Consider the following 18,063-nt stretch of genomic DNA (forward strand, 5'->3'; position numbering starts at 1 on the left):
AGAGAGACCGGGTTGGCGATGAATTCCACAGCCCAGCCTTTAGCTAACGCGAGGCTAAGTATCAACGACACGGGGCTAAGAATGAATACGAAGTCTTCGACAATCTCGCGTTTCCCGAACGAGGGAGCAGGTGGAGGGGGGAACAACAAGCCATTCTCCACGGAGGAATTCCGCTCTCGACTCGGCCGGGTCCAAGCCTTGATCCAATGTAAGAATCTGGTCGGGCTCATGATCTATTCGCCCGCCAATATCTACTACCTGAGTGGCTACCACACATCCGCGTATTTCGCTTATCAAATCCTATTCGTGCCAGCGCGTGGCGAGCCGCTCCTGTTGGTACGAGAACTCGAACGCACTAACGCCGACGAGTACTCCTGGCTCGGACGTGAGCAGCAAGCGATCTACACCGATGTCGAAGATCCCGTCGAGGTTACGGTTCGATGGCTCGCTGAACTCGGTTGGCTCTCCGGACCTCTGGCAATCGGCGTCGAGAAGGCCGAGTTCGCCTTGACCGTTCAGCAATTCGAGCGGTTGCGAGAAACGGCGGGCAGGATCAACCTTGAGAACGGCTCGGGACTGGTCAACCAGGTAAGACTAATCAAATCCCCGCAGGAAATCGCCTATATCCGGCGAGCGGCCGAGATTACCGACGTCGGTCTCGCCGCGGGCCTTCAGTCACTGGCCGTCGGAAAGACCGAGAACGACGTGGCTGCAGCCATCCACGAGGCACAAGTGCGGGCGGGATGCGAATACACGAGCCTGCCCCACTATCTCTCCTCCGGGCGCCGGAGATACCTCGGCCACGCTACTCCCACAGAAAAAGTAGTCGAGAACGGTGATGTTGTCAGGTTTGAATTAACGGCCTGCGTCAAGCGCTACAGCGCAGCGATGATGCGCACTGCAGTAATGGGAACGCCAGGGGATGAATTGGCCCGGACAGCCGACCTTCTGCTGGAATGCCAAGAGAAGGCGTTCAGTCTGATGCGACCAGGCGCTGTGGCACGCGATGTCGATGCCGCAGTTCGCCGGCCGGTGCTAGATGCCGGCCTGAGGGAGACCTACAGCTCGCGTGTCGGATACTCCCTCGGCATTGGATTTCCGCCGGTATCCGGGGAGTGGGCAACCCGTGACTTCATGGCTGGCGATACTTGGATCCTGGAACCTAATATGGTGTTCCACATGATCGTCGTCGCCAAGGGAATCTCCTTCAGCGAAACGATCCTAATGACCGAGACCGGGTATGAACGTCTTGGTTCACTCGAACGGCGGCTGACGGTCGTCCACTGAACGACGGTGTCCTCGCCCTCTGGCGAAAGCGTCGAGCAAAGGCAATGACTGTTCTCCAACACCCCGTGCCCGATGAAACACAGCTCCCCTTCCTTGCGTTCCCCTTCTTGTAGAGCCGCGCATCGGGGTCTCGTTTGACCGCGTGAAGGCAGGCCCTTCGGCGTTGCGCTCTTCATAGACGCCCAGGCTTCGAATAGCCGCCGTCGACAGAAAAGCGATCAAACGACAGCAGCTCCTTCACCATAAGCGCTCACTTAATCCCCTCCTGGCCGGCTTGACCTAGTCGTGCATGGAACGAGACGGCAAAATGGGCATCCAATTGGACGTTTCAAGCGAAGGCTGTACCGGTCGGCTACCAGACCCGACGGGAGCGCGGGCAACGGTCGGAAGCGGAGAAGCCACCGATCGTGGCGGAGAGTCTGCCGCCGGGTGATCGTAGCTGAGCAGGACCGGCCTGACATAGTGTGAAGGCGGGCGCAATGGGATCACCTCAGGGCCGGAGCGACGCCTCCGGCCTGGTGTTCATCGAGAGAGAAGACTTGGCCCAAGACCAATATGGCTCCGCCACGGGGTGAGCGCCTCAAGCCTAAGGCGCTGGAAGACCATGACCTCGCTACTTGTATCTCCAGAACACATCGGACGATGCTCAGTCATCCACCAGCTGATCCGCGCTCTGGCTCATCAAGCGCGGGTGAGAGCATCTGGTAGCGTTGTGGGTTCATGGAAAGGATAGATCACGTGGCTGAGATTCGTGACCATCGAATCGATCTGGCCCGGCTCGAAGGCCCCGCGTCCCAGGGACGACGACTGGATTGCAGCCCAAGCGCTCTAGGTAGGCGAGCATCGTCTCGTTCTCGGGGCATCGGATGCGTGTGCCCCGCGGCCCACCGGCGATGTGATGAGCTTCGTCAGGACGAGCACCAAGAAAGCCCCGCGCCCGCCACAAAGCGGCGGCGGCGGGTTGTGGAGGAGGTGGTCCTCGGCGCTGTGTTCAGAAAAAGGTCTTGAGTCTGCCATCTATTATCTTGCCAAGAAAATGATCGAGCTGGTTACTCCATGAAAAATATCACCATGTGAAAACTTGCCCTTGTAAATACCACAATGCGGTGATACCCATAAGCCATTATTGGAAACTCGGCACAAGATAGGTGGTAGATCACGATTCGGGACCATTGTTGCGGGTGCGACGAAGAGCGCCGGCCAACCAATCGGTGCAGTGTCGATGGTCAACCCCACGCAGCACGAGCCGGCGATACGCTTCTGGCTGCGGCACTGACCCGGTCCGCAAGGGTACGCAAATTCGAACTTGGCGATGGCTTCGTGCGGCTTTTCTCTAATGCGGTGTGTCAGGACTGCTGGGTGAAAGCAAAAGATGTGCGGGTGCGTGCCTGTTCGATCCTGGTTGCTGGCAACATGTTTATGTTATTTGCGACTCACTGCGATACCTGAAGTCGTGGTCGTGGGCGCTGGACTGGCGAGCATACGGCCGGCCGAACGGCTTGTACGTGCGGGACTGCGCCGAACTGTGATCGATGAGAACGACTCGTCGGGCGATCAGATCTACCGCAGGCCCCGAATTCTTCCGCGGGGCCGAATGCATATACGGGTTCGACGCGCGCCGGGCTCAAAACGCATATCAGGCAGTCGATGCCCTTATTGGGAATATCGACGTCAGGCCTCGCACAACGGTCTGGCAAGCCTTCGGCACACGGCTGGACCAGATTGGTGTGCTCTGCGCGTCTTCCATGCGGATCGCCGAGCGTTTTGAGATGCAAAAAACGGAGATGCCAGTAGTGATCCTGGTCGGCACGCCTTATGAGCGAGGCGTTGCCCATGGGGTTCGGTTCCAGAATGAAATCGCTGGTGTTCTTGCGCGGGACGTCGGCGCGCTACCAGCAACCGAGCGGTCCGCGGCGGGCCGACGTGCCGTCGCGGCATTTGAGGCAGTTCGGGCGATATCGCCTGACACAGCCGAGGAAATCATAGGGATCGCCGAGGGTGCTGGTCAGCCGCTATCCGATCTCGTCCTGCGCAGTGGGTTCGAGCTCTTCAAGCGCGACAGCGACAGTGGATGCAGCGCGATCGCACTGAAGACCAAAACGGGGGCGATTGCTGCTCAGAACTGGGATGCGCCAGTTCAGAAGCACGCCGAACTTGGTCTCTTTCTGCACTTCTCCCGGAACGCTTTCGAGTTCGCGGTTGTCGCCTCATTCGGTGGTCTTGGCTGGGTTGGAATGAATCGGCATGGTCTTGCGCTGGTCAACAACGACCTCGTTCTCAATGGATACAGGGACGGCATCCCAAGCCAAATCGTGCGCCGGATCCTATTGGCGATGCCCGACGTCGAATCCGCCGCCGACGCGCTTGCGGCGCTCCCGCATATGGGTGGCCGTTCCTACCTGATCGGTGGCCGGACGGGGGAAATCGCCGCCGCGGAAGTGTCGGCGAAGAGCGGCGCAAATTTCCTGCCGCCGGCAGATACCTATCTCCACACCAACAATTCGTTGCTATCCACAACGCGTAACGAGGAAAATCAGGATGCGCTACGTGGCATCTACCCCTCGTCGGCTGCACGACTTGCGGCGCTCCAAGGCGCCCTCTCAGGCGAGGAGTTGAGCGTGGAAGGCGTGAAGCGAGTGCTCTGCGACGAAACGGGCGCGCCCAATGCTGTCTGCAAGACCGCGTCGGCGGACGAACCAACCGAGACAGCGTTTTCGATTATCATGGATTGCGGTCGCGGGGAAATGCACCTGGCTTCCGGTAAGCCTTCCATGAATGGCTATCGAAAAGTCGTCCTGCCGGCAATTTCTGAAATCATGTGGAGCACCGGGATTATGGGGAGCCTGCCGCAATCAAGCAACTTCATCGCTTGATTCCAATAGGTTAGAACGCTCAACCCAGTTTCTTCCTCGGCATAATTCTTGGGTGAACTTGGGCGAGGCGGCGCTGGCTGCCTGAAATCAGCGCTGTGGACTGGATTGCAAAAGGTCCCGTCTGCGGACGGGCAACACAGAGGGAGAACATGAATAAGCTTTCGGATCGATCGCAGACATTTCCTACAGATGACGTCGTCCGCCGTTGCGAGCGGCGCGCTGTCTTCCGTCGCTAGTCGCGCTACGGCGCAAGCAGCAGCTGTCGGCGGCAAGTCCGTGGTCGCCCGTTTCGACGGCGGCATGCTGTCGTCCAACAGTGGCGTTCTGGCTCTGGCCGAAGTGGAGAAACGACTGCGGATGGCCGACCGTCTGGCGCGCTGCATCGATGATCCGCGCTGCCGAGACCAGGTCGTCCACAGCTTTGCCGACATGATCGGCTTTCCCATGAAGATGATTGCCGCCGGCTATGAGGATGGCAACGATGCCAACCGGCTACGCTCCGACCCGGTCTTCAAGATGGCCCAGGACGCGCTGCCTTCGGGTCGGGATCTGACCTGCCAGTCGACGATGTGCCGGCTGGAGAACTTGCCCGGGGTGCGGGAACTGGTCGCTATGGGCCGGGCGATGGTCGACCTTTATTGTGCTTCCTTCCGCCAGGTTCCGAGCGGATCGTGCTCGACATTGACGACACCTTTGACGCCGTGCATGGCGGCCAGCAATTGCGCCTGTTCAATGCCCATGACGACGAATACGGCTCCAGCCGATCGTGGTGTTCGATGGCGCGGGACGGTTCGTCAGCGCGATCCTGCGACCGGCCAAGCGGCCGAGTGGGGCAGAAAATCCGCCCCCCCTGCGCCGCCTCGTGCGGGCGATCCGGAGCAATTGGCCGAACACCCGGCTCCTGATCCGGGCCGACAGCCATTATTGCAGTCCGCAGGTCATCGACTGGTGCCGCGCCAACGACATCGATTTCGTCCTCGGCCTGGCGCTCACCACGACCTTGCGCAAGCATGTCGCGGAGCTGGAAACCAGCACGCTGGCGCGCTTTGAAACGTCATCGAAGACGGGCAAGGTCCGCAGGTTCAAGGAATTCGTGGACGGCGCCGGCAGCTGGAGCCGCGTCGAGCGCATCATCGCGCGGGTCGAGGTCGGCGCCCAAAGCGCCGATACCCGCTTCATCGCCACCAACCTTGCAGGTGTCAAGGCCTTCTACTGCCGGCGCGGCGCTGCCGAGAACCACATCACGTTGTGGAAGACGCATCTCGCCGCCGACCGCACCTCCTGCACAAGAGCGACGGCCAACCAATTCCGGTTGTTCCTGCATGCCGGCGCCTATTGGCTCATGTGGGCCTGCGCGCCGCGATGCCGAAACGCTCGGGCTTCGCCGTCGCGCAGTCCGACACGCTGCGTTTGCGCCTCATCAAGATCGCCGCGCGCGTGGTCGACATGAAAACCCAGATCCGCCTGCACCTGCCGACATCCTGCCCGGACCAGCGCATCCTGCGCATTGTCCTCAGTCGCAACCCGCAACTCGCGACATAAACAATGGGGCCCAGACGGAGGTCGAACAGGGCGCGAGATACGCGGCCTGCTCCCCAAGCGTGGTCATGCAGCATTCGCTTCCGGAAACGCCAATCCAGCCTGATGGCCCAGGGGCGAATGTCTTCGACAATGGTATCAACAAGCTCCATGCCGTTTTCGAGCTGATCGCGCTTTCGTGCAAGGGCGCGATCACCTGGAACTCGAACCGAGGCTTGCCCGGGGAACAACTGCGCTCGATCGGCATTGCTCGGCCAGCCAGACCATCTCGCGTTCGAAGGTGCTGCGGCCAGCAAAGTGGTCCGGGTCTATGGCTTGAACCAAACACACCATTCGCTTCGCTTACGTCGCTTTGTTGCGATCGGCCGAAGCCACCCGGCACGCTCGACAGCGCTTCCGTGAGCAAGGCCAGCCCGAACCCCTTCTAGCCCTGCTCCACTCCGCCGAAGGGCAGGATGCCACCGTCCCTTTCGACGAATTCGGCTGGATCGTCGCTCACCTGTCGGACCGGTGAAACGATCATGGGAAGCGGAAGCTTCTGCCCAAGGCGGTAGCACCGATTGACCGGCCCCTGCGCGGACATCGCCGCCGTCGCGTGGATCAGGATGGGATGCCCATCAGTCGGCATTCCCGCAGCGATGGGGTTGCAGGAAAAGATACGGCTCAAACCACCATGAGGAACGACGACGGCTTCCGGGGTGTGCTTGCAGTCATGATGACCATCATCCCGCGCTGGTTGCGTGCTCAAGGTAACTCGCCAGACAGGCGACATGCTGTGCGCGGCGCACGACCACCGTGCCTGTTCCCGTTTCCACCGCCATGTCGCATGCCCTGTCAACGGCCTTGGCGGTGATCCGGGGGCCGGGAAGGATCTCGGCCTCCCAGGTCTCGCAGGTCCGGGCCGAGGCCACGACTCGGTGTTCGCCCTCCTTGTTGGTTTCGCCTTTGAGCAGCCATTCGACTTTGGTCGGCAGGCGTTGCATGCCACGCGGCAATTAGCCGAGCAGGTCAGCTTCGAGGAACAGCGAGCCGACGACCTAGGCCGTGTCCGAAGGCAGTTCGGCACACTCGAGCAAGCAGATCGAAAAGTCGAGTACATCGCCATATCGGTATTTTGGCACCTTGCTGCCTCCTGTTCGAACATTTCGCTTCCCCGCCGGCTTGACCGGCCTTGTGCGAATACCGCGTCAGCGATGGTCTTGTCGCATGTCACGATGTCGGCGCCCCGACAGCGTTTTCGATCAGCGTGGATTGCCACGCGCGGAATGCATCTAGCTTTCGGTAAACTTTCTGTTAATGACTATCGAAAATTTGTCCTCCCGGCAGCTTTAATTCGGTCAAGAACCTTACCATGGAGATCAGAGGGTCGACGAATAAACCGACTGGCGGCCGGCTTGGCCCGGGGATTGACCCGATTGTGACCGATAGACTATGTGGGCGCTGGCAAAAAGGTAGAGATTTCCCTCCGTCACAAATGCGCAATATTGCCAACGCTGCCCAAAACGACAGCGGTGGAACTGCTTAGCCCGAAAGGCAGAGAAGTTGCGGATCTTTGGTGATTATGATTAGTCGGCGTTCGTCTGAAGGTTGCTTGCGATACTTCGGATGCACTCGATGAGCGTCGGGACAGTCCCCTCGGGGGGCGTGGATTTGTAGGTCAATAGCTTAGGCACGTTCTCGATCTGAGGACGCAAGGGGCGGGCAATCAGCTCTGGGTAGCCGCGCGCGAAGGGACTGAACGCGTCGATCAGACCGACCCCTTGCCCGCGTCGGACCAAGTCCAAAATCATTGGCGTGTTGCCCAAAACAAAAGTCGTCCGAAGATCCAGTTGGGCCCGTTCGAACAGCTGGCGAATTGCAATGCCGGTTGGCGACGAATCCGAGTATGTCAGGATCGACTCCTCCAGCAGGTCGCTCGGACCCACCTCCTTCACTGGTTCCAATCGATGTGTTCGCGGAAATACACACACGCATGACCAGCGGCCGATGTCCTCGATCTCCAGTTGCGAGTTATGCAGTGGTCCATACGCGAGACCGATGTCGACTTGTCTTGTAATCACGCTTGCCACGACATCTTGCGGCGATAGGATCAAAAGGGACAACGCAACGTCGGGATGAATTTCGCGAAAGCGAATGGCTGCTTCTGCAGCTACCGCAGAAATCAGTGTGTAGTTTCCTGAAACGCTGACAGTCCCGGCCGTTCCCCGACCTATGACTTCGGCACTGCGTCGCAGACGGCCCATCTCGCTCAGCACACGCTCTATGTGCGGCATCAGCGCTACAGCTTCCGTCGTGGGTTCCAGCCGTCGGCCCGAGCGGCGGAACAGGCGATAACCGAGTTCGGCTTCGGTCGCAGCCACAAGCTTGCTTACCGCAGGTTGGCTTACGTGCAGGCTTTCGGCTGCGGCCGAGGCGCTTCCACCCCTGACAATCGCGTGCAAAACGGAAATTTGTCGGAAATTGAGGTGAACAGCCATGGAGCACCTTACTCAATGACCACGCGCCAGGCAAACAGCACTTAACCTGCGGTTATATCGGGTTGAGAATTCGCCATTTGATCGACGCCGGCTTCGCACTTACGCCTTTTAGAAAGTCCCCTTTGACGTTCGAGAAAGGCAAAGTGCTTCATGGGAATCCTGATGAGCGTCGATACCGGCGGCACGCACACCGATATCGTCATCATAGACAGTGACCGAAAGGCCCTCTTTACCCACAAGGTACCGACAACGCCGGGTCAGCTCTCGTCCGGAGTAATGGAAGGAGCCAAAGCAGCGCTAACGCGAGCATCGCGCCGTCTCGAAGACGTAGAGCGGTTCGTTTACGGCACCACGCTCGTGACCAACCTCATAATAGAGCGTGACGCGGTGCCTGTGGCTCTTATAACCACGGAGAATTTCCGCGATGTGCTCGCCATGGGACGTGCCTTCCGGAACGATAATATCTACGATCTGAGGTGGCGTCCGGCCACCCCACTTGTCCCACGGCGCCTGCGGTTGGGGGTCCGGGAGCGGATCGACAGCGCAGGTCGCGTCGTTGAACCGCTCGATGAGGAGAGCGTTCGCCGCAATCTCACGAAGGTCGTCGAGGCGGCAGTCGACACCGTCGCCATTTGTCTACTCAACTCCTACGTCAATCCCGTACACGAACAGCGTATCGCCGAGATCGCGCGGGAGGAATTCCCCGAACTGCGCCTCTCGGTGTCCTCCGAAATCCTTCGTGAATTTCGGGAGTACGAGCGCACGTCCACCACAGTCGCCAACGCATTCGTCATGAAACCCATCGGCGAGCATCTGGATCACCTGGAAAGCGCGCTACGTCAGGCGGGACTGCGTTCGGCACCGCATATCATGCGCGCCAATGGCGGGATCATGAGCTTTGAAGCGGCCAAGGAGAAGCCGGTGGCTCTCACTCACTCGGGTCCGATGGGCGGGATCATCGGCTCGGCGGTCATTGCCCGTAGGGCCGAGCTTGCCGACATCATCACGTTCGATATGGGAGGAACCAGCTCCGACGTTTCGCTGATCTCCAACGGAAAGCCAACCCTGACCACGAGAAGCACCGTCGCCGGCATGCCGGTGAAGCTGCCGACGCTCGATCTCGTGACGGTTGGTGCTGGCGGAGGTTCCGTCGCTTGGATCGATGCGGCGGGAGCACTCAAGGTCGGGCCGAGGAGCGCTGGCGCCGAGCCGGGGCCTGCTTGTTACGGCAAAGGCGGGACTGCTCCGACCGTGACGGATGCCAATCTCGTGCTCGGTCGTCTCAATCCGGACTGGTTTCTGGCCGGGGCGGGCAGGCTTGACGTGGGTCTCGCGCGCCAGGCCATCGGCAATCTAGCGGACCGCCTCGGCCTGGAACTGATGGACGCGGCGATGGGGATACTGTCGATCAGCGAGTCGCACATGGTCAATGCGATCAAGCTCTCGTCGGTCAAAAAAGGAGTGGATCCCCGCGGCATGACGCTTATTGGCTTTGGCGGCGCCGGACCGCTTCATGTGCTCGGCCTAGCGCGGGAACTCGGCATTCGACGGGCCGTCGTTCCCTGCGCGCCGGGCAACATGTCCGCATTGGGCATGCTGAGCGCCGACTTGTCCCACGACTTCGTTCTTAGCCTCGTCAAGGATCTGTCCGCGCTGTCTCCCGAGGAGCTCCGCGGTCGTTTATCGGAACTTCTGGAGACCGGGTCGAAGTGGCTTACGGATGAGGCGCGCGACGACATGGAGCCGCTTCTACTGCCGAGCATCGATGTCCGCTACACAGGGCAAAGCCACGAACTCAACCTGCCTCTTTTGGACTTTGACGAATTCGACGGATTGATCGAGGCATTCAACGCCGAGCATCACCATGTCTACGGCTATCGTATGCTCAACGAGCCGTTACAGGTGATCAATTTGCGCGTAAGCGCCGTCGGCAGGCTGCCGCGCCGGGATTGGTCCCGTCAGGCCGATCCGAAGCTCGTCGGGCCGCAAGGCAAGCGCGAAGTCTGGTTGGATGCCAGCGGACCACAGACGGCTACAATCTGGCGCGCCGAAGGCTTGCGCGAGACAGACCTTATCGAAGGGCCCGCAGTGGTCGAGTTCTCCGGTTCCACGTTTGTCGCGGCGGCCGGCTGGACGGTACGGTGCGATGCCTTCGGACACCTGCATGTCCAGTCCCAGGATTGAAACATCATGAATACAGTCGACCCTATCACCCTTGAAATATTGCAGAACAAATTGCTCACCAACGTGAGTCAGATCACGCATCGCCTGGTGCGTGCCGGACGCTCCTTTATGATCAAGGAAATGGAGGACTGCTCCGCCTCGCTGTTCGATGCCAAATGTCGGCTGTTGGCGGAATCGGCCAACATCCCGATCCACCTCAATTGTGTCGGCATCTGCCTGCGTGCCATTCTCGATCATCACCTTCCGAGCGAAGAGTGGCGACCCGGCGACGTGGTGCTGACCAATGATCCGTATCTGGGTGGAGGGTCGCTCGGCAGTGCCCATACCAACGATTTCGTTATGTATGCCCCGGTCTTCGTCGGCAATGTCCTAGTGGGGTTCGCGGGGGTGATGGCGCACCATCTCGACATCGGCGCCACGACCATGGCGACACGGGGCTGGAACGTGGATATCCAGCAGGAGGGGCTGCTCATTCCACCTGTCAAATTGGTGGACGGGGGTCGGATCAACAGCGCCGTTTTGCAGATGGTGCTCCGCAACACCCGTGTTCCTGAGGCGCTGGAGAACGATCTATTGGCTCAGCTATCCAGTCTTGTCGCTGGCGGTAACGAGCTCGCCGGGATTTTCACCGAATATGGCGTCGAGACCATGTCCGTTGCCGTAGAGAAGCTGATCCGCCACGCCGAGACGCGTTCGCGGCAAGAGATCGCGGCTATCCCCGATGGCATTTATCGCGGCGAGGTGCCGATTCTCGACGACGGCTACGCGGGCGGACCCCACTGGCTCCGGTTGGAAATTCGCAAGAGTGGAGAGGAAATCGAGTTCGATTTTACGGGCACCGATCCTCAGATCCGCGGACCGGTCAACGCACCATTGTCCACAACCATGTCCGCTGTCTATTACGTGATGCGCTGCCTGACCGACCCGTCTCTTCCCAACTCGGAGGGCTGCAAGCTCCCTATTCGGGTGATTGCCCCTGAAGGGACGCTGGTCAATGCTCGGCCGCCGGCAGCCGTCTACCAACGGATGGTTACGTGTCATTCGCTGGTCGATCTCGTAATGGGTGCTTTAGCGGAGGCGGTGCCGGAACGTGTCATCGCGGATTCGTGCGGCTGTCAGTATAACTACACGTCGGGCTTCGATGCGAAAGCGCGTCGGTGGTTCAGTTTCGGCGAGGTTACGCCCGGGGGCCTCGGGGCCACGAGCGATCTCGACGGCATCGACGTGATGGCCTGTCATGTCACCAATTGCGCGATTCCACCAATCGAGGCGACCGAAATTGAATCGCCGGTGCTTTTTCTGCGCCGAGAGTATCGGCAAGACTCGGGCGGTGCCGGTTATCGGCGCGGCGGGATGGGGCAGGCCGTCGCTTACAAGGTCTTGGCGCCCGAAGCCGAGTTCACGCACACCTCACAAAAGTCCCGTGTCGCTCCACGCGGCTTCGCCGGCGGGATGCCCGGAGCCTGCGGTCGGTGGGTGATCAACGAAGGCATGCCCGATGAGCGGACGCTCGAATACGCGATGGGTCACGTCGAGTGCCTGAAACGAGGTGACACGGTGACGTTCTACACCACCGCCGGCGGCGGTTTCGGAGATCCGCGCCAACGGGAGCGGGAAAAGGTGGAGACGGATCTTCTGGACGGGCTGATTTCGGGGTCGGTGGCGCGAGATGTCTATGGCTACGCCGAGCTCTGCCCCGAGCGAGAGGTGGGTTAGCACCGATGTCGCAAAGACTGACCGGAATGGCTGATACTTCCATCGCGGACGTGGTTGTCCTCGGGGCCGGTATTGTCGGAGTAACGACGGCCCTTGAGTTGCAGCGGCGCGGTTACAGTACCCTGCTGGTCGATCGCGAGGGGCCGGCAGCTGGTTGCTCCTTCGGCAATGGCGGTGCCATAGGGCCGAACACGTGCACGCCTTTCGCCTTGCCCGGCATCATGCGTAAGATTCCGAAATGGTATTTCGACCCCGATGGTCCCGTCACCGTCAGTCCCGGCTGGGCGCTACGGTCCTTGCCGTGGATTCTCCGCTGGATCCGCTCCAGCAGCAGGGAGGCAGCGCGCCGCTCCGCCCGGGGAATGCGATTTCTGCACGACGGTTGCCTGGACAGCTATCGCGACATGCTCGGCCCGGACCTCTATGCCGATCTCGTGCGCGAACAGGGCTATCTCTACGTATACGAGTCCGCGACACCGAGTCGTAGCGAGTTGGTTGCCGAGGACCTGCGACGTGAGTTGGGCATCCCTTACCGCATTTTCGGTGCTGATGAACTGCGCGAACTGGAGCCGTCGCTAAGTCGGAGATTCCATCGTGCCACGCTGCTGCCGGGCAACGGACACACTGTCAATCCCAAACGATTGGTCGATACACTGTTCGAAAAGTTCACCGCAGCCGGCGGCGCATTTCGACGGGCCGAGGCCACGGGTTTCGAAGCCGCTGACGGTCAGGTGCATGTGTTGCGGACGCGGGATCGGGCGCTCCCCCTCCATCGGCTGGTTCTCTGCGCCGGCGTCTGGTCGCGTGACTTCGCGCGGCAACTCGGTGTGCATCTGCCCTTGGTGGCGGAACGCGGCTACCACGTCACCTACACCGAAAGCCCCATCCGCCTGAACCATAAGATCATGAATGGAAGTCGCGGCTTCGGCGCGACCTCCATGGAGACGGGATTGCAGATCACCGGCACGGTGGAACTTGCCGATGCAGATGCGCCGCCAAACTGGCGCAGGGCCGAGGCGCTTTCTCGCGCGGCAGAGGCAACGTTCGACGAGCCGCTTGTTGGAAATCGCACCCGATGGATGGGTGCGCGCCCCTCGCTCCCTGACAGCCTTCCCGTGATCGACCGTGCGCCGCGCCTCGCCAACGCGTTCCTTAATTTCGGGCACGGCCATTGGGGACTGAGCGGTGCACCGCTTTCGGCAAGGCTCAGCGCGAATCTGATCGAGGGAAAAGTTATGCCGCCGGAAGCCGACGCCTATGCTTGCCGCCGTTTTGGGTGCTGACCAGGCTCAACACATATTTGGGGTGCATTGTGCGTGATATCGGTCGCAAGATCCACGGCAACAACTTTCTTGGTTCGAAGTTCGCAAGGCTGCTCTTGCTTGCCTTCCGCCTGCATAAGCAACCGCAGCAGCAACGGGGGGACCAGCCTTGTAGCCTCCGTGCGCCGGATGCCGAGTGTATCGGTAAAGGCAAGCCGCACCGGCCTAATGAGTTCGGCGTCAAGGCCTCGGTCGCCATCACGCTCGTCCACGCTAAGGGCGGCGAACTCGTCGCCACGTTAAGATGCCCCCGGGTCCTTATGATGGCCATACGCTGGTTACTAATCCCCGAAGAGGGAGGCCATGCTGGGCAACACGCTCGAGCGCATCCCTCGCGGACAAGGGCTATCGCGAACACAATGCGCCGCCCGAACACACATTCAGCCCTCGAAGCCGCAGAGCAGGACTTGAGATCCAACCAGAATTGAGGATGAAAATGAAACTTGAGCGGAATGATATCAATGCCCGCCGGAGCCGTTTGGTAAAATACAATGGGGCTTGTTACTTATCTGGACAGTTTTCAGACAAAGGCGGCAGTATTGAAGATCAAACTCGTGAGGCCCTAGCTAAGATCGACGACCTTTTAAAGCGGGCGGGGAGCGACAAATCACGGCTGCTTACAGCTGAAATATGGGTAACATCCATGGCGGATTTCGCGGGCATGGATCAGGTTTGGAAAGATTGGATTGCTCCGTTCGCTCCGCCCACGCGCTGCTGTTGTGCGGTAGAACTCGGCAATCCTTCAATGCGGGTCGAAATAATGGTCGCCGCAGCAACGGGAGATATTGAAGTCCTCGAGTTTTGACAGGCGCTGCAGATCCTTTTCCAGGTGGCAGCCATGTTCCCTAGAGCCCTCTCGTGCTGCCACACTCAATTGGATTGTGAGGCTACCCCCCTGTTTAGCCGATCGATGAAGGGCGACACTCGCGGCAGATTTGTTTGCGGTCTGCGCGAAAGTCTAGACCTTGAGCATTTGCAGTCGTAGAGGCTGTGCCGGATCCCCATTCACCAGAGCCGGCCGCGTCTCCGCCGACGTTGGCTGGCTGAAGCGAGTGCGTGGATTCTGGAGTAAGCGATAGCGATCCTCGTCACCATCTGTATAGTCGCTATCGCTTTCCTACCGAAGGGATTCGCCATCCCGTCCGGCTGTATTTTGGCTTCCCACTCAGCCTACGCATGGTTGAGGACATATTGGCTGCCGACGGCATCACCGTCACACATCAGCCCGTCGCGTGAAATCTGGATGACAAGCTCGCCGACAACCGAAACAATCCATCTCGCCGTTAGATGACGACAATATAAAAACTTCATTTGACGCAACCCGCCGGGTGATTGATCGTCTAGATGAACCAAGGGCGCGGAGCAGTGACACCGTCCGACTTCAGTCAGGGGCGTACTATTCGCGGGATCGAACCGTCACAATGGCATCGAACTAATTGAGGTAATATATGGCCACGACAAGCTCATCAGTTCCTACGACCGGTGTTCCATTCCCGAGATCAGAGTATGAGCGCCGGCAGCAAAAAGTGCTCGCGGCCGTGGCGCGCGCCGAGCTCGATGCCCTCGTGGTCACCGCGCACGGACATCTTAGGTATCTCACCGGATTTGATGGACGCGGCGCGTACTTCAGGCCCTTCCCGTTGATCCTCGTACCTGGGCGAGCAGCGATACTTGTCGTCCGAGCGTACGACGAGGCGTCGGTTCGCGCGAACTGCTGCATAGAAGAGATCGTTCCCTATACCCATGCGGCTGATTTCCCCAAGGTCTGCGCCGATGTCCTTAGTCGCTTTGGCGTAAAGCGCCAGAAGATTGGTTTTGAGCTCGGCTGCTGGAACCTCGCACCGGCTGATGTGAGTGCTCTGCAGGCACAGCTCCCCGACATGAAGATCGCCGATGCGACTCGGTTGGTCGGATCAGTGGCGGCCGTGAAAAACGAGCTAGAACTCGCGGTCATGCGCGACGCCATGGGCACTACCGAACTAGCTGTACGTACATTTCAGGCATCACTACGTGACGGCGTTTCAGAAACGGAAGTTTTCGATGCCATCAAGGCGGAGGTCGAAAAAGCTGGCGCCGAAATCCAAACACCCTTTGCCTTGCTGTTTGGCGAGCGGACTAAGCTGCCGCATGGTCTCCCGACGCGCGATCCTATCAAACAGAACGAGCCGGCCTTCATGGAATGTGGCGGCTCGAAGCATGGGTACGTCGCAGGGCTGGTTCGATGCGCCGTGCTTGGTCGGCATCCCGAGACCGAATCTTTGCATGCCTTGGCAGTGGACGCCCTCGAAGCCACAATCGCCACGATTAAGCCGGGGGTGACCGCAGGGGAGGTGGATGCCGCCTGCCGCAAGGTGCTCGAGCGATCTGGGCGCCCGCAAGTCATTCGCCAACGGATCGGATACCAGACCGGGATCCACTGGACAGAACGCGGTAATTTGAGCTTGGAACCAGGTGCAGAAGATATCCTTGAGACGGGCATGACCTTGCACATACCAAACATATTGTTCAGCGAAAGCGGCTACTTGTTCGGGACCAGCGGGCACGTCGTGGTTACGGAGCGCGGGGCGGAAAGACTCGACGGTATATCAAACGCCATCTATCGCGCATGATCTCGTGGTGCGCCATCAAGACGAAGAACGAGTCTATGATCAGCAGGCCGGGAGCATGGTCCCTGCCTCGATTTGCAATCTCGCCAGCAGAGCACCTAGCTGGGGCATCTCCAAGTCGATTCGAACAGGGTTTGAAGGAGCTTCACCCATGACGTTGCAAAGCAGCCGCGCCCTCGGAATCCTCGAGCTCGAAGAGGGGCTGCTGCCTGGGAGCACGCCGTCGACGCCGCGGCCCGGCTCGATGTCGAATCCGGCGACTTACGGCTATCCAATTATCCGAGAAACCGTTGAGGGAGCTTGGGCGGATATTGTAATTCGCGGCGACTCGGCGTTTGATCCAGCCTGCATAGCTGCTGCCCGACGCCTAGTTGAACGAGGCGCTGTCGCAATAACTTCAAACTGCGGCTTCTTTATCCGGCATCAGGCGGCGGTGGCCGCGTCGGTAAATACCCCTGTGGCGCTGTCAAGCCTGCTCCTCGTACCAATGTTGCTTCGCCAACTGCCGCGGGCTGCTAAGCTCGCCGTCATCACCGCAGACTCCACTCACTGCGGCGAAGATCTGCTCGGCGTCGATGATCCGGCCGATCGGGCGAGGGTGCTTATCGGCGGCATCGAAGGTGGCAAGTTGCTGCGAAACGCGTTGATGCGCCCACCAATCCCGACCGACGTCGCCGATATTGAGACAGAGGTGGCAGCCTGCGTTGCGCAACTCCGCGCCGCCCATCCAGAAATCGCGGCGCTCCTGTTTGAATGCACTGGCTTCCCATATGTAACGCCCGCGATACGCCTTAGCACAGGGCTGCCCATCTACGACATCACGGACCTCTGTCGGCTGACCCTCGCGTCCATCTCCTGAGAGGACTCATGATTTGGTTCTTTCGTTGGTTTGCTGCTCGAGAGTTTTTCGGATCGTTCTGAGTTGGAGTTTCCTAGCTATGATCTCGGCATGGAGAAGGAAGATCCCGCGAAGAGGCCAAAGTATCCGGAGCCGCAGATCGTCTTCATCTCTACCCTTCATCCCTGCGGCACCCGGAGGAAGAACGCCTATGCATTCGGCCCGACGTTCTACAGCTCGAAGAAGTGCTACGCTGAACTGACGCCGTCGGAGTCAAGCATGCGTCTGATCGCAAGTCAGGTTCAAAGTGCGCCGGCTAACAGTCTCCTCATCATCTCCTTGAGGCTCCGCAATCTGGTTGCTTAGAGCGCTGCCCCATCGCGGGATTGCGACGCTTGTAGATCGCTGCCGGTCGAGTAACGATCACCCCAGCAACAGCTGCGATCTTTGCCACCATCGCCACGTGACATTGTTCACATCTACTTTTGCAATTGCGGGCGCAAGTGCTTTGTCAGGTTGATTGTGGCGGTGCGTCAATCAGGGGCGATGTTGGCGGGTGTGGCGTATGACGTTGGCCGGCCCGGACGTTTCCGCCTGACTGCCTCGCGTCGCCGATAGGTTTCGAGATTCATCGCGAAGATGGTTGGCGTAATTGACGCGCCGGTCGATGGCGGCGAGCGTCATGGCGGGGTGCGGGAAGACCTTCCTCCGCTCGCCGAAGGGCTGGTTGGCGGTGATCAGCATCGCCGGTGGTGACAGGAGCAGATGGGCTGGAAGAGCACGCTGTTTTCGGCCTGGTCCTCGGTGACGTTTGCGAGATCATCAAGGATGAGCAGGTCGAACTTGTCGAACTTGGCGAGCGCGTTCTCGAAGGGGAGATCGTGGCGGGCCTGCTGCAGCTTATGGACGAGATCGGTGGTGCGGGTGAACACCACCCTATATGTGTTCTTGATGAGGGCGAGGCCGATCGCCGAGGCGAGATGGCTTTTGCCGGCACCGGGCGGGCCGGTTTGCGCCTTTATCCAGCCAGATATCGCCGGCGGCGAAGGCCAAAGGACCTATTCAGCCAAAAGCCCGCCCAGCGTGGCCGGTCACGCAAAAAGGCTCAAAACCGATCACATGCGCCGCTTAGCCTCCATCTCATTTCTAGATGATGACAATAGATAAACTGTGTTGGACGGAAGTCGCCGCGCGATTGATACTCGACTAAATTAACGCGCC

At 59.8% G+C, this 18,063-nt stretch carries 13 protein-coding genes and 2 pseudogenes; 11 read left to right on the forward strand and 4 right to left on the reverse strand.

What is annotated here, in order from left to right; all coding sequences use genetic code 11:
- Positions 1-102: 102 nt before the first annotated feature.
- From NKI72_RS23210 to NKI72_RS23230, 4 genes and pseudogenes are all read left to right on the forward strand, one after another.
- Entirely contained in the window at positions 103-1,287 is a 1,185-nt protein-coding gene (locus NKI72_RS23210; RefSeq protein ID WP_352757037.1) for a M24 family metallopeptidase, read from the forward strand.
- Positions 1,288-2,448: 1,161 nt separating this feature from the next.
- Positions 2,449-2,736 (forward strand): 2Fe-2S iron-sulfur cluster-binding protein, encoded by a 288-nt coding sequence (locus NKI72_RS23220; protein ID WP_352850972.1) that lies wholly within the window; start codon positions 2,449-2,451, stop codon positions 2,734-2,736.
- A 296-nt stretch (positions 2,737-3,032) separates the two neighbouring features.
- Entirely contained in the window at positions 3,033-4,160 is a 1,128-nt protein-coding gene (locus NKI72_RS23225) for a C45 family autoproteolytic acyltransferase/hydrolase (RefSeq protein ID WP_352757015.1), read from the forward strand.
- Positions 4,161-4,349: 189 nt separating this feature from the next.
- Positions 4,350-5,702, forward strand: a pseudogene (locus tag NKI72_RS23230) (IS1380 family transposase).
- 421 nt (positions 5,703-6,123) lie between these two features.
- On the opposite strand, the gene NKI72_RS23235 reads toward NKI72_RS23230, so the two are convergent.
- From NKI72_RS23235 to NKI72_RS23245, 3 genes are all read right to left on the reverse strand, one after another.
- Positions 6,124-6,447, reverse strand: coding sequence for an Ldh family oxidoreductase (locus tag NKI72_RS23235; protein ID WP_352757017.1), 324 nt, complete (start codon positions 6,445-6,447; stop codon positions 6,124-6,126).
- Positions 6,422-6,682 (reverse strand): Ldh family oxidoreductase, encoded by a 261-nt coding sequence (locus tag NKI72_RS23240; protein ID WP_352757019.1) that lies wholly within the window; start codon positions 6,680-6,682, stop codon positions 6,422-6,424. The genes NKI72_RS23235 and NKI72_RS23240 overlap by 26 nt, the downstream gene beginning before the upstream one ends.
- 582 nt (positions 6,683-7,264) lie before the next feature.
- On the reverse strand, positions 7,265-8,176 hold the full coding sequence (locus tag NKI72_RS23245) for a LysR family transcriptional regulator (RefSeq protein WP_352757021.1): 912 nt from the start codon (positions 8,174-8,176) through the stop codon (positions 7,265-7,267).
- A gap of 162 nt (positions 8,177-8,338) precedes the next feature.
- Here NKI72_RS23245 and NKI72_RS23250 point away from each other — a divergent pair, with 162 nt between their 5' ends.
- The 7 genes from NKI72_RS23250 to NKI72_RS23285 all read left to right on the forward strand — a co-directional run bounded on the left by NKI72_RS23250 (position 8,339) and on the right by NKI72_RS23285 (position 17,208).
- Positions 8,339-10,360 (forward strand): hydantoinase/oxoprolinase family protein, encoded by a 2,022-nt coding sequence (locus tag NKI72_RS23250; RefSeq protein WP_352850969.1) that lies wholly within the window; start codon positions 8,339-8,341, stop codon positions 10,358-10,360.
- A 6-nt stretch (positions 10,361-10,366) separates the two neighbouring features.
- Positions 10,367-12,076, forward strand: coding sequence for a hydantoinase B/oxoprolinase family protein (locus NKI72_RS23255; RefSeq protein WP_352757025.1), 1,710 nt, complete (start codon positions 10,367-10,369; stop codon positions 12,074-12,076).
- A 26-nt stretch (positions 12,077-12,102) separates the two neighbouring features.
- Complete coding sequence (locus tag NKI72_RS23260; RefSeq protein WP_352757027.1) at positions 12,103-13,359, forward strand: NAD(P)/FAD-dependent oxidoreductase; 1,257 nt, start codon at positions 12,103-12,105, stop codon at positions 13,357-13,359.
- A 469-nt stretch (positions 13,360-13,828) separates the two neighbouring features.
- On the forward strand, positions 13,829-14,203 hold the full coding sequence (locus NKI72_RS23265; RefSeq protein ID WP_352757029.1) for a RidA family protein: 375 nt from the start codon (positions 13,829-13,831) through the stop codon (positions 14,201-14,203).
- 721 nt (positions 14,204-14,924) lie between these two features.
- Positions 14,925-16,007 (forward strand): M24 family metallopeptidase, encoded by a 1,083-nt coding sequence (locus NKI72_RS23275; RefSeq protein WP_352757031.1) that lies wholly within the window; start codon positions 14,925-14,927, stop codon positions 16,005-16,007.
- A 148-nt stretch (positions 16,008-16,155) separates the two neighbouring features.
- Complete coding sequence (locus NKI72_RS23280) at positions 16,156-16,863, forward strand: aspartate/glutamate racemase family protein (protein WP_352757033.1); 708 nt, start codon at positions 16,156-16,158, stop codon at positions 16,861-16,863.
- A 90-nt stretch (positions 16,864-16,953) separates the two neighbouring features.
- Entirely contained in the window at positions 16,954-17,208 is a 255-nt protein-coding gene (locus NKI72_RS23285) for a hypothetical protein (protein ID WP_352757035.1), read from the forward strand.
- A 167-nt stretch (positions 17,209-17,375) separates the two neighbouring features.
- On the opposite strand, the pseudogene NKI72_RS23290 reads toward NKI72_RS23285, so the two are convergent.
- Positions 17,376-17,895, reverse strand: a pseudogene (locus NKI72_RS23290) (ATP-binding protein); the annotation flags it as partial.
- Positions 17,896-18,063 lie beyond the last annotated feature (168 nt).

It is taken from the genome of Mesorhizobium sp. M0437 (genome assembly GCF_040321335.1).
Lineage (GTDB): Bacteria > Pseudomonadota > Alphaproteobacteria > Rhizobiales > Rhizobiaceae > Mesorhizobium.